The organism is Tessaracoccus yangjingae, assembly GCF_054483935.1.
Genome location: NZ_CM137014.1, coordinates 1,620,566 through 1,632,618, shown reverse-complemented (window position 1 = coordinate 1,632,618; position 12,053 = coordinate 1,620,566). Strand labels below are relative to the sequence as shown.

Here is a 12,053-nt window from a genome sequence, read left to right as displayed (position 1 = left end):
TCAGGCGTTCCGGCGCTCGTAGTCGGCCATGAAGTCGATCAGCGCGTCGACGCCCTCCATGGGCATGGCGTTGTAGATGGAGGCGCGCATGCCGCCGACGCTGCGGTGGCCGGCGAGGTTCGTCAGCCCGGCGGCGGCCGCCTCCGCCACGAACGCCTTGTCCCCCTCGGGCTTGGCGGTGACGAACGGCACGTTCATCCAGGACCGCGAATCGGCGGCGACGGGGTTGGAGTAGAACTCCGAGGCGTCGATGAAGGAGTAGAGCTTCTCGGCCTTCGCCGAGTTCCGGGCGGCCATGGCCTCGAGCCCGCCGAGGGACTGGACCCATTCGAGGATCAGCCCGAGCAGGTAGACGCTGAAGGTGGGAGGCGTGTTGAGCATCGAGTCGCTCGCGGCCATCTGGGCGTAGTCGAAGATCGACGGCGTGGTGGCGCGGGCGTGGCCCACGAGGTCGTCGCGCACGATGACCACGCACAGGCCGGCCGGGCCCATGTTCTTCTGGGCGCCGGCGAAGATCAGGCCGAACCGCTCGACGTCGACCGGCCGCGACAGGATGGTGGAGCTCATGTCCGCCACCAGGGGCACCGCGCCGCCGTCGGGGACGTAGGAGTACTCGACGCCACCGATGGTCTCGTTGGGCGTGTAGTAGAAGTACCGGGCCCGCGGATCCACCTCGTAGCTGCCGGCGGCGGGCGTGGTGGTGTAGTTCGACGCGGCCTCGTCGGCGATGACGTCGACGGTGAGCCCCTGCCGCTTCGCCTCCGAGATCGCCTTCTTGGTCCACTGCCCGGTGTGGAGCACGTTGATGAGGTCACCGGGCGCGGTGAGGTTCATGGGGATGCCGGCGAACTGCCCCATGGCGCCGCCCTGGAGGAAGAGGACGCGGTAGTTGGCGGGAACGCCCATGACCTCCCGCAGGCGCTCCTCGGCGGCCGCCGCGCAGGCCACGAAGTCCTTGCCGCGGTGGCTGACCTCCAGCACGGACATGCCCGACCCGAGCCAGTCGGTGAGCTCGGATTGGGCCCGCTCCAGGACGGCGAGCGGCAGCATGGCAGGACCTGCGGAGAAGTTGTAGACGCGCACGGGCCCAGTGTGTCAGTGCGCCCGACGGAGATCGCACCGGGTCCAGCGGATGGATCGACGGCGGCCACGCGCCGGATCAAGTATGTTCTGCCGCGTGACGAACTTTTCTCAGGCGGACGAGGCAGGCTACTTCGGGCGGTTCGGCGGCGCCTACCTCCCGCCCCACCTCGTCGAGCCCATCGCCGAGGTGAAGGCCGCCTACGACGAGGCCCGCAACGACCCCGCCTTCATGGAGGAGTACGCCCACCTCCTCAAGGCCTACGTCGGGCGCCCGTCGCTGCTGCACTTCGCCGAGAACCTGACCGAGCACCTGGGCGGCGCCAAGGTCTACCTCAAGCGCGAGGACCTCAACCACACCGGGTCGCACAAGATCAACCACTGCCTCGGCGAGGGCCTGCTGGCCCGCCGCATGGGCAAGAAGAAGCTGATCGCCGAGACCGGCGCCGGCCAGCACGGCGTGGCGCTGGCCACCGCGGCCGCGCTGCTCGGCCTGGAGTGCGAGATCCACATGGGCGCCATCGACGTGGCCAAGCAGCACCCGAACGTGGTGCGCATGCAGCTGCTCGGTGCCAAGGTGGTGGAGGTCACCGAGGGCGGCGCGTCGCTGAAGGAGGCCGTCGACTCCGCGTTCTCCACCTACGCGCGCGACTTCGAGGACACGTTCTTCGGCATCGGCTCGGTGGTGGGTCCTGACCCCTACCCGTCGATGGTGCGCGACTTCCAGGCCATCGTCGGACGGGAGGCCCGCGCCCAGATGCTGGAGGCGGAGGGGCGCCTGCCTGATGCTGTCGCGGCCTGCGTGGGCGGCGGCTCCAACGCGATGGGCCTGTTCACGGCGTTCCTCGACGACGAGGACGTGGCCCTGTACGGCGTCGAGCCGGCGGGTCGCGGCGTGGAGGTGCTCGGCGAGCACGCGGCCACCATGACCACCGGCACCGACGGCGTCCTGCACGGCATGGCCACCAAGGTGATCCAGACGGCCGAGGGTGACCCGGCACCGGTGCACTCCATCGCCTCTGGCCTGGACTACCCCGGCGTGGGCCCGCAGCACGCGTTCCTGCAGGAGTCGGGACGCGTCACCTACGTGTCCGCCACCGACGCCGAGTGCCTCGACGCGTTCCAGCTACTGTGCCGCACCGAGGGCATCATCCCCGCACTGGAGAGCTCCCACGCGGTGGCCCACGCCATGCGCCTGGCGCCGTCGATGCCGAAGGACGCGATCGTGCTGATCAACCTGTCGGGTCGCGGCGACAAGGACGTGGACTACGTCGCCGAGGTGCTCGCCGCCCGCTAGCCGCCCAGTCTCGACGGCACGAGGGACTCCCCCGGCGATCACGACCTGCTCTTCATAGAAGGCGACCGCAGGTCCACTCGATGTTGAATCTCAGCAAGCCGCTCCGTCGGCGTGAAGACGTGCCACAGCGTCCATCCATCGTTGCCGAACGCGGGCTGCAGAACCGTCAGGATCTGCTCCATGCCCATCGACTCCTGCCACGCAGTCACCATGACTCGGGAACTGCCCTCGGTGTGGATCGCGTATCCGTCACGGACCCAGCCGTCGTAGACCTGCTGTGCCGCGTGAGTGGTCACTGGACTGTCGAAGGTGGTCCACGTGGCATGGAACTCCGCGACGCGCACCACCTCGACCATGCGCCAGCCACCCTCGGGGTCTCGGGCAACGCGCAACGTGTCGGTGACCACCAACGGAACCTCGATCGCGTTGTTCTGGGCGACGACGAGCCCGGTCTTTCGATCCAGCCACCGTCCCCACAGCCACTCACCCGCCATCGCAGCGTCTTCCAAGGGGCGGTACTTCAGTCGGAACTTGAGGAGGTCAGGATGCTGCTCATTTCTCATTCACCCAGCATGGTTGGCGCCACTGACAATTCCAGCCGCGCCGACCGCGTGCACGCAGGGCTGCCGTCGGCGACTACTAGGTGGCGGTTCTGGTGTCGTAGTCGGCACCAGATCCGCCAGCCAGCCAAGCCGGTCGCGCAGACCGTCCACCGCGGCACACTGGTGGCCATGATCGAACTGCGCACCACCATCGTCGCCTTCGGGCCTGCCGGGGCCATCGAGTTGACGGACGAGGAGTCCGCGGCGGTGTCGCCGTCGAAGACGCCGCCGGTCGTCGTGACGATCGGCGACGCGTCCGCGCGGCTCCGGATCACCCGCATGGGCGGGGCGGCGTGCATCGGGCTGAGCAGGGCGGCGAGGGCCGCACTCGGGGTGGAGATCGGCGACGAGGTGGACGTGACGATCGCCGCGGATGAGGCGGAGCGGACCGTCGACGTGCCCCACCAGTTGGCCGATGCGCTGGCCGCCGACGCTGCGCTCCAACGGGCCTGGGACGCCCTCAGCTACACGCGGCGCAAGGAACTGGCCCGCGGGATCGCGGAGGCGAAGCAGGAGGCCACGAGAGAGCGTCGCCTGGCCAAGGCTCTGGAGGAGCTCGGGAACCTCTCCTGACGCGGAACCCGATGGGCGTCGCGCAGCCATCACCGTGGTTCGCCGCACCTCGGCTACGGTGGGCGAGCGCAGACGCGTCGCAGGCCGAGGCCGATGCCACGGAGGTCCCGGCCCCGGCCGGGGCGTCCAGCTGAACCACGGGCGTACCGCTCGACACACAGGACAGGTGAACCAATGCGCATCACGATCATCGGCGGATCTCAGGGAACCGGAGCGCTCCTCGCGAGGCTCGCGCTGGCGGCAGGACACAGCGTCACGGTCGTCTCGCGCGGCGGAAACGGGCCCGACGGCGCGCGGATCATCGCCGGCAACGCGACGGAGCCCGAGGTGTGCGCCGAGGCGGTGACCGGCGCGGACGCCGTCGTGATCACCGTCGGCGCCGCGAAGGGCATCCGCCACCAGCGCGCGGCCGTGACGCGAACCGTCATCGACGCCATGCGGCGGGCCGGGGTCCGCAGGCTGGTCGTCCAGTCCTCCGTGGGCGCCGGAGGATCCGCGTCACAGCTGCCGGGCGTGTTGCGCTACATCACCCCGGTGGTGCTGGGCGGCCCGCTGGCCGACCACAACGAGCAGGAGGCGGCTGTCACCGGCTCCGGCCTGGACTGGACGGTGGTGCGCCCGACCGGACTCACGGACAAGGCGCCGCAGGGCTCGTGGCTCGCGCTGGAAACCACCAGCGGCCAGAAGCTGCTCGGCACCGTCCCCCGGGCGGATTTGGCGGCCTTCATGCTCGAGGTCCTCGGCGACGACGCCACGATCGGGAAGGCCATCGGCATCAGCAGCCCCCCACCGACGGGGTGACGGCCCCGCTCGAGGTGGGAGCGATCACCTCGAGTCCCGCCGCCCTCGCCGCGTTGCTGAGCCGTTGGTCGTAGGTGAGGACAGCCTGGCCGACGTACATCAGCCCTCCTGGGTCTCCCATGTCGAGCACTCCCGATGTCGACTCAAGAGAACCCGGTTCCCATCGAGCGTGAGCACCAATGCATAGACACAGTGGGGAGCCGCCCCCACCGGATGAACGGCGGTCGCGACGCCACCCACGTCAGGAGGCCTGGGCGAGCGGCTGGATCGCCGCGACCTTGTCGCGTAGCGCCCGGCGCTCGATCCGCAACTCGTAGTGCGACTGCAGATTCATCCAGAACTCCTCCGAGGTGCCGAAGTAGCGGGCCAGACGGATCGCAGTGTCAGCGGTGATGCCCCGCTTGCCGTGCACGATCTCGTTGATCCGTCGCGGCGGGACGCCGATGGCGACAGCCAGCTTGTTCTGCGTGATCCCGAAGCCCTCGATGAAGTCCTCCATCAGGATCTCTCCCGGGTGGATCGGTTCGATCAGGTCAGCCTCAGTGGTAGTCGACGAGTTCGACATCTTCTGCACCTCCTTCTCTCCAGACGAAGCAGAGACGCCACTTCGCGTTCACGCGGACGCTGTGTTGCCCACGACGATCGCCGACCAGTCGCTCGAGCCTGTTCCCTGGCGGGATCCTGAGATCCTCGACGTCGTGCGCCGCATGGATCAGCTCGAGCTTCCGGAGAGTCGACCGCTGCACGGCCCGTCGACGCCCTTGACGTACTGCTCATGCCAGATGCGCTCGGTGTCCTTGCTGCCGAACGACCTGATCACTCGACCAGAGTATAACGACGTTCGTCAATAACGCTAGACGTTAAAGCGGAACTCGACCACGTCGCCGTCGGCCATCACGTAGTCCTTGCCCTCGAGGCGCATCTTGCCGGCGGCCTTCGCGGCGGCCTCGGAGCCCGCGGCCATCAGGTCGTCGAAGCCGATCACCTGGGCCTTGATGAAGCCCTTCTGGAAGTCTGTGTGGATGACGCCGGCAGCCTCCGGGGCGGTCGCGCCCTTCGGGATGGTCCACCCGCGCGACTCCTTGGGGCCGGCAGTGAGGTAGGTCTGCAGGCCGAGGGTGTCGAAGCCGACGCGGGCCAGCACGTCGAGCCCGGGCTCCTCGACGCCCATCTCGGCGAGGAACTCGCGCGCCTCGTCCTCCTCCATCTCGACGAGCTCGGACTCGAACTTGGCGTCGAGGAAGATGGCCTCCGAGGGCGCCACGAGCTCCCGCATCCGGGCCTTGAGGTCCTCGTCGCCCAGCTCGTCCTGGTCGCAGTTGAAGACGTAGAGATAGGGCTTGGCGGTGAGCAGGAAAAGGTCGCGCAGCTCCTCGACGTCGAGGCCGGCCGCGCGGACGCCCTTGCCGGACTCCAGCGCGTCCTTGGCTGCCTGGTAGGCGGCGAGCTTCGGCTGCGACTCCTTTTTGATGCGCGCCTCCTTCTCGACGCGCGGCAGCGCCTTCTCGACGGTGGCGAGATCGGCGAGGATCAACTCCGTGGCGATGGTGTCGATGTCGTTGGCGGGATCCACCTTGCCGTCGACGTGCGTGACGTCCTCGTCGTCGAAGACCCGGGTGACCTGGCAGATGGCGTCAGCCTCGCGGATGTTGGCCAGGAAGGCGTTGCCCATGCCCTCGCCTTGCGAGGCTCCCTTCACGATGCCGGCGATGTCGACGAAGCTCACGGTGGCCGGGATGATCCGCTCGGAGCCGTAGAGCTTGGCCAGCTGCGCAAGGCGCGGGTCCGGCACGCCGACGACGCCGACGTTGGGCTCGATCGTCGCGAACGGGTAGTTCGCCGCGAGCACGTTGTTGCGGGTGAGCGCGTTGAACAGGGTCGACTTGCCGGCGTTGGGGAGACCGACGATCCCGATGGTGAGTGCCACGAGGGACGAGCTTACCGGCCCCGGCGTCGCGGTCCGAACGGGTGGGCCGCCGTCGCCGGCGCCGGCCCGACGAGAAGGGTCAGGCGCCCGCCCAGTAGGCGTGCATCGCCCGGGCGAGGTGCCACGGGTCCTCGACGCCGCACATCTCCCGCGCCGAGTGCATGCTGAGCAGGCCGGCACCGACGTCGACGGTGGTGATCCCGAGCCGGGTGGCCGTGATCGGGCCGATGGTAGAGCCGCACGGCACCGCGTTGTTGGACACGAACGGCTGGGTGGGCACCCCCGCCTCGGCACAGGCCCGCAGCCAGATCGCGGCGCCGACGGCGTCGGTGGCGTAGCGCTGGTTCGCGTTGATCTTCAGCAGGGGCCCGCGGTTGGGCAGCGGGCGGTTGACGGGGTCGTGCTGGCCCGCATAGTTCGGGTGGACCAGGTGGCCGCAGTCGGCGGAGACGCAGCTGGAGCGGGCGAGCATGGCGCGGGTGGCGTCGAGGCCGAGCCCGTACCCGGCTGCGATGCGCTCCAGGACGTCCTGCAGCAGTGGCCCACCCGCGCCCGTCGCGGTGTCGGAGCCGACCTCCTCGTGATCGAAGGCGGCGAACACGGCGATGTCGCGGCCGGGCGCCAGGCCGTCGACCGCGGTCAGCGCGGCATGCGTGGACAGCAGGTTGTCGAGGCGGGCCGAGGCGAGGAACTCGCGCTCGAGGCCGATGACGGCGGGCGGCTGGGTGTCGAAGGCGAAGAGGTCGTGGAACGCCACCTGGCCCGGCTCGACGCCGGCGAGCCCGCACAGATGGTCCAGCAGCGACCCGCGCAGCTCGACGGCGAGCACCGGCTGGGTGTGCGCCTGACGGTCGAGCTTCAACCCGTCGTTGGCGCTGCGGTCGAGGTGGATGGCGAGCTGCGGGATCCGCGCGATCGGGCCGGTCCGGACCAGGTGCACCGAGCCGTCGAGCGTGACGAGCGTCCCGGCGATGCCGAGGTCGCGGTCCAGCCACGAGTTCAGCAGCGGCCCGCCATAGACCTCGACGCCGAGCTGCGTCCAGCCGACGCTCTGGATCAGGGCACCCGGCTTGACCTTGAACCCGGGGGAATCAGTGTGGGTGCCGACGATCCGGAACCCGGCGTCGCCGGCCAGCTCCTCCGGGGCCACCCAGGCCACGACGGCGCCGTCGCGGGCCACGAACCGCCTGCCCGTCACGCCGCCCCACGGGCGCCGGGCGTCCACCTGCTCGAACCCGGCGGCCCTGAGCCTGTCCGCGATCTGCTCCGCGGCGTGGAACGAGGTGGGTGACGCGGTGACGAAGCCGGAGAGGTGGTCGATGTGGTCCTGGGCGCTGGTGAGCATGGCCCCTACGGTAGCCCGACCGCTCGGGGCGCCCGCTCCGGGCCGCTGCCGGAGTGGCGCCGGGGAATTGTCGGTGGCCCCTGATTGAGTGGACGCATGGACGTTCTCGCCATCGTGCTCAGCCTTCTCGCCCTCCTGGCCGGCGCCGTCGGCGGCTACCTGCTCGGGCGCCGCCAGTCCTCCGCGGACGCCGGCCGGCACGCCCGGACGGAGGAACTGCTGGCCGTGTCGTCGGCCCGGCAGGAGACGTCCCGGGCGCTCGAGGAGGCCAGCCGCGCGCGCGCCGAGGCGGCAGCGGTGAAGGCCGAGGTGGCTCAGCACCTTGCGGAGAAGGCCGAGTTGCGCACCGTGGCGGTGGACGCGCAGCGTCTGGTGGCCGAGGCCCGGAGCGAGACCGCGGGTGTCGCGGCCCAGGTGGCCGGGCTCACCGCACAGCGGGACGCGGCGGTGCAGAAGGCTGCCGAGCAGGCCGCCGACAGGGAGGTCCTCCTGGCGCAGTTCAAGGCCTTCTCGGCGGACACCCTGGAGCGCCAGGGGAAGCAGGCCGACGAGGTGGCCGCGCACCGGCTCAAGGCCACCGAGCAGCTCGTCGGGCCGTTGACCGACGGTCTCCGCCAGCTGCAGGACAGGCTGCAGGCCGTCGAGAAGGACCGGGTGCGGATGGCCGCCGAGCTTGGCGAGCAGGTGCAGGCGGTGCGCCTCTCCGGAGACGCCATCCGCCGCGAGACGCTCAGCCTGAGCAACGCGCTGCGCACGCCGCAGGTGCGCGGCGCCTGGGGCGAGCGGAGCCTCAAGCGGATCGTCGAGATCTCCGGCCTCACGGAGCGGTGCGACTTCGACGCGCAGGCCACCTACACCTCCGACGACGGCCGGTTCAGGCCGGACATGCGGATCAACCTCCCGGCAGGCAAGGTGATCTTCGTGGACTCCAAGGTGCCGCTCAGCGCGGTCCTCGAGGCCTACAACACGGAGGACGAGTCCGCGCAGAAGGCGCACTTCAAGACGTTCGCGGCCCACGTGCGCAAGCACATCGACGACCTCTCCGGCAAGCACTACTGGCAGCTGGACCTCGGCTCACCCGAGTTCGTGGTGCTCTACCTGCCCTCGGACGAGTTCTACCGGCTGGCGCTCGAGCAGGAGCCCGAGCTGCACGACTACGCCACCCGGCGCCAGATCGTCCTCGCCTCCCCCGGCCTGCTCATCCCGCAGCTGCAGATCGTCGCCAACGGGTGGCAGCAGGTCGCGCTGGCCGAGACGGCCGGGCAGGTGTCGAAGCTGGGTCGCGAGCTGTACGAGCGCCTCGCCACGCTGGGCCAGCACTTCGACAAGCTCGGCCGCTCGCTCGGCAGCGCGGTGTCGCACTACAACAAGGCAGTCGGCGCGGTGGAGACGCGGGTCATGGTGTCGGCCCGCCGCTTCAAGGACCTCGGCGTCACCGGAGGAGAGCTCCCCGGGCTGGCGCCGGTGACGGAGACTGCACGGGAGATCGCCGTGCCGGAGATGCTGGAGTTCGAGGACCTGCGCACCCTGGAGTTGGCCGCGGTCACCGAGGAGAAGGACCTGCTGGACCAGCCCCCGGTCCGTCAGCTCCGCCGTCGCACCGGCACGGCCGACGGCTGACCCGCTGCCTCAGCCGGATGGGCCACGCGTCATCGCCGTGTCGGCTCAGGGGAGCCGGCCGGGGCGCCCACGCTCGTCTCGGCGGGCGTCGGGGGCGGGTCGTCCCTGGGGGACCACGGTCTGGACAGCAGGATCCCGGCGCACACACCGGCGGCCACCAGCGCCAACGACCGGGTCAGGATGCGGGCCCAGTCCGGCCCGTCGCCGCCCACGCTGTCCGGGACGATCGGCTCGGGGTTCGGGTCCCAGGAGGCGCGGACCACGTGCTGCTCTCGAGGGGCCGACACGGCCGCCGGCCGGGTCGCCGTCATCGGGGTGGGGGTCCCCTCGTCGGGTCCCAGCCCCCAGGTCCACGGCTCGGCCCGTGTCTCCTGGGGGGAGGCAGCGCTGCCGGGGCGCCTGAAGGCGGCGTCGTCGTGGGGCGCGTGGGGACCCATCCAGCCATGGTGCCACCCGCGCGTCCCACGATCCAGGGGCCGGCGGGGCGCGGTTGACGCGTCCGGCGGCAGACCGGCGACAATGGGCGGGTGAGCGCATTGTCAGACCTGGCCGCCCAGATTCCCCCTGCCGTCGACCGGCTCGGAGGGATCGCGGACCGCACGCCCGTCCAACTGAACGCCCGGCTCTCGAAGGCGACGGGGTCCCAGATCTGGCTCAAGCGCGAGGACCTTCAGCCCGTCCGCTCGTACAAGCTTCGCGGCGCCTACAACCTCATGGCCCAGCTCACAGACGAAGAGAAGCGCGCGGGCGTGGTGTGCGCGTCGGCCGGCAACCACGGGCAGGGCGTGGCGTTCTCCGCCGCGGCGCTGGGCATCCAGGCCACCGTCGTGGTCCCCCACACCACCCCCCGGCAGAAGCGGCAACGGATCCTCGAGATCGGCCACGGCTTCGTGGACCTGGTGCTCCACGGGGCCAGCTACGACGACGCGTCCGAGGAGGCCGCCCGCCTGGCCGGTCACGGCAAGATTCTGGTGCCTGCGTTCAACGACCCGCGGACCGCCGCGGGCCAGGCCACCGTCGTGGTGGAGGCCTTCGACCAGCTGGGCTTCGTGCCCGACGTGGTGGTGCTCCCCGTCGGCGGAGGCGGGCTGCTCGCGGGGGCCGCCGCGTGGCTGCGCACCACCCACCCCGAGGTGAGGATCATCGGGGTGGAGCCCGAGGGCGCGCCCTGTGTCGCGGCCGCCATCTCGGCCGGCCGTCCCGTGGTGCTGCACGACATCGACACCTTCGTCGACGGCGCCGCCGTCAAGCGGGTGGGAGACTTCACGTTCGAGGTCATCCGCGAGGCGCGCGTGGAGCTGACCAGGGTGCCCGAGGGCCAGGTGTGCTCGGAGATGTTGGACTTCTACCAGACCGACGGCATCATCGCCGAGCCCGCCGGCGCACTCGCCGCCGCCGCGCTGCCCACCGGCGGCGTCGGCCCGCGGGTGCAGATCCCGACCGGTTCACGCGTGCTGGTCCTGGTCTCCGGCGGCAACAACGACGTGTCCCGCTACGCCGAGGTGGTGGAGCGCTCGCTCATCCACGAGGGCCGGAAGCGCTACTTCCTCGTCGACTTCCCGCAGCAACCCGGCGCCCTGCGCATGTTCCTGGACTCGGTGCTGGGCCCGGAGGACGACATCACGTACTTCGAGTACGTCAAGCGCAACAACCGCGACACCGGGCCCGCCCTGGTGGGCGTGGAGCTCGGCAATCCCGGCGACTACCCGTTCCTGCTCCAACGCATCGACGAGTGCGGCATGACCGCAGAAGAGGTGGCCTACGACAGCCCCTTCTTCCGCTTCCTCACCTGAGGCGTCAGTGCTTGACGGCGCGGCGCAGGTCCTTGCGGAGCTCCGGCGGCAGCGCGAACTGCAGCGTCTCCTCGGTCAGCCGCTCCTCCACCGCGGGCGGGAAGCCGCGACCCTCAAGGTAGTCCAGGACCCCCTGCACCAGCACGTCCGGCACGGACGCGCCCGAGGTGACGCCCACGCTGTTGACGCCCTCGAGCCAGGCCGGGTCGATCTCGTCGGCGTTGTCCACGCGGTAGGAGGCCTTGGCGCCGGCCTCCAGCGCCACCTCCACCAGGCGCACGGAGTTCGACGAGTTCTGTGACCCCACCACGATCATCAGGTCACACCCGGGGGAGATCTGCTTGACGGCCAGCTGGCGGTTCTGCGTGGCGTAGCAGATGTCGTCCGACGGGGGGTCCATGAGCAGCGGGAACTTCTCCCGCAGCCGGCCGACGGTCTCCATGGTCTCGTCCACCGAGAGCGTGGTCTGGCTGAGCCATGCCAGGCTGCCGTGCTCCGGCAGCTCGAGGGAGTCCACGTCCGACGGCGACTGCACGAGGATGGTCTGCTCCGGGGCCTCGCCCATGGTGCCCTCGACCTCCTCATGGCCGGCGTGGCCGATGAGCAGGATCTGGGTGCCCTCCGAGGCGAACCGACGGGCCTCGTGGTGCACCTTCGTGACCAGCGGGCAGGTGGCGTCGATGGTCTTGAGGCCACGGTCGGCGGCCTCGGTGTGCACGGCGGGAGAGACGCCGTGCGCGGAGAACACGACGGTTGCACCGGTGGGCACCTCGTCGAGCTCCTCCACGAAGATCGCCCCGCGGGCCTCCAACGTCTCGACGACGTGCTTGTTGTGCACGATCTGCTTGCGGACGTAGACCGGCGGACCGTACAGGTCCAGGGCCTTCTCCACCGTGACGACGGCGCGGTCCACGCCGGCGCAGTATCCGCGGGGGGCTGCGACGACGACGCGCTTGATGGCGGGGGCTTCAGTGGTCATGGCGCCCAGTCTAGGTGGTGCCTCGCCGGTACCCTA

General features: G+C 70.4%; 14 protein-coding genes. 5 read left to right on the top strand and 9 right to left on the bottom strand.

Annotated elements, in window-relative coordinates; genetic code table 11:
• The gene (gene serC / locus ACX1D3_RS07020; RefSeq protein ID WP_458996268.1) at window positions 1–1,083 is read right to left on the bottom strand and encodes a 3-phosphoserine/phosphohydroxythreonine transaminase; all 1,083 of its coding nucleotides are present in this window, start codon (window positions 1,081–1,083) and stop codon (window positions 1–3) included.
• 94 nt (window positions 1,084–1,177) lie between these two features.
• Here serC and trpB point away from each other — a divergent pair, with 94 nt between their 5' ends.
• Complete coding sequence (gene trpB / locus ACX1D3_RS07015) at window positions 1,178–2,377, top strand: tryptophan synthase subunit beta (RefSeq protein ID WP_458996267.1); 1,200 nt, start codon at window positions 1,178–1,180, stop codon at window positions 2,375–2,377.
• 38 nt (window positions 2,378–2,415) lie between these two features.
• Here the strand turns inward: trpB and ACX1D3_RS07010 are convergent, their stop codons facing one another.
• Entirely contained in the window at window positions 2,416–2,940 is a 525-nt protein-coding gene (locus tag ACX1D3_RS07010; protein ID WP_458996266.1) for a hypothetical protein, read from the bottom strand.
• A gap of 168 nt (window positions 2,941–3,108) precedes the next feature.
• Between ACX1D3_RS07010 and ACX1D3_RS07005 the strand changes: the two genes are divergently transcribed.
• The gene (locus tag ACX1D3_RS07005) at window positions 3,109–3,552 is read left to right on the top strand and encodes a YdeI/OmpD-associated family protein (protein ID WP_458996265.1); all 444 of its coding nucleotides are present in this window, start codon (window positions 3,109–3,111) and stop codon (window positions 3,550–3,552) included.
• Between the two features lie 174 nt (window positions 3,553–3,726).
• On the top strand, window positions 3,727–4,353 hold the full coding sequence (locus ACX1D3_RS07000; RefSeq protein WP_458996264.1) for an NAD(P)-dependent oxidoreductase: 627 nt from the start codon (window positions 3,727–3,729) through the stop codon (window positions 4,351–4,353).
• Here the strand turns inward: ACX1D3_RS07000 and ACX1D3_RS06995 are convergent.
• The 5 genes from ACX1D3_RS06995 to ACX1D3_RS06975 form a co-directional block, all read right to left on the bottom strand.
• Complete coding sequence (locus tag ACX1D3_RS06995) at window positions 4,328–4,453, bottom strand: hypothetical protein (protein ID WP_458996263.1); 126 nt, start codon at window positions 4,451–4,453, stop codon at window positions 4,328–4,330. The two genes, ACX1D3_RS07000 and ACX1D3_RS06995, sit on opposite strands and share 26 nt — an antisense overlap.
• 141 nt (window positions 4,454–4,594) lie before the next feature.
• A complete protein-coding gene (locus tag ACX1D3_RS06990; protein ID WP_458996262.1) occupies window positions 4,595–4,918 on the bottom strand; it encodes a HigA family addiction module antitoxin in 324 nt (107 codons plus the stop codon).
• The gene (locus ACX1D3_RS06985) at window positions 4,893–5,099 is read right to left on the bottom strand and encodes a type II toxin-antitoxin system RelE/ParE family toxin (RefSeq protein WP_458996261.1); all 207 of its coding nucleotides are present in this window, start codon (window positions 5,097–5,099) and stop codon (window positions 4,893–4,895) included. Before ACX1D3_RS06985 ends, ACX1D3_RS06990 begins: the two co-directional genes overlap by 26 nt.
• A gap of 107 nt (window positions 5,100–5,206) precedes the next feature.
• The gene (gene ychF / locus ACX1D3_RS06980) at window positions 5,207–6,280 is read right to left on the bottom strand and encodes a redox-regulated ATPase YchF (RefSeq protein WP_458996260.1); all 1,074 of its coding nucleotides are present in this window, start codon (window positions 6,278–6,280) and stop codon (window positions 5,207–5,209) included.
• A gap of 79 nt (window positions 6,281–6,359) precedes the next feature.
• On the bottom strand, window positions 6,360–7,625 hold the full coding sequence (locus ACX1D3_RS06975) for a M18 family aminopeptidase (RefSeq protein ID WP_458996259.1): 1,266 nt from the start codon (window positions 7,623–7,625) through the stop codon (window positions 6,360–6,362).
• 96 nt (window positions 7,626–7,721) lie between these two features.
• On the opposite strand from ACX1D3_RS06975, the gene ACX1D3_RS06970 reads away from it, so the two are divergent.
• Entirely contained in the window at window positions 7,722–9,245 is a 1,524-nt protein-coding gene (locus ACX1D3_RS06970) for a DNA recombination protein RmuC (protein ID WP_458996258.1), read from the top strand.
• 29 nt (window positions 9,246–9,274) lie between these two features.
• Here the strand turns inward: ACX1D3_RS06970 and ACX1D3_RS06965 are convergent, their stop codons facing one another.
• Complete coding sequence (locus ACX1D3_RS06965; protein ID WP_458996257.1) at window positions 9,275–9,682, bottom strand: hypothetical protein; 408 nt, start codon at window positions 9,680–9,682, stop codon at window positions 9,275–9,277.
• 90 nt (window positions 9,683–9,772) lie between these two features.
• Between ACX1D3_RS06965 and ilvA the strand changes: the two genes are divergently transcribed.
• A complete protein-coding gene (ilvA, locus tag ACX1D3_RS06960; RefSeq protein WP_458996256.1) occupies window positions 9,773–11,038 on the top strand; it encodes a threonine ammonia-lyase IlvA in 1,266 nt (421 codons plus the stop codon).
• 4 nt (window positions 11,039–11,042) lie between these two features.
• Here ilvA and ACX1D3_RS06955 read toward each other — a convergent pair whose 3' ends face one another.
• Window positions 11,043–12,017, bottom strand: a complete 975-nt coding sequence (locus tag ACX1D3_RS06955) for a 4-hydroxy-3-methylbut-2-enyl diphosphate reductase (RefSeq protein ID WP_458996255.1) — start codon at window positions 12,015–12,017, stop codon at window positions 11,043–11,045.
• Between the last annotated feature and the right edge of the window lie 36 nt (window positions 12,018–12,053).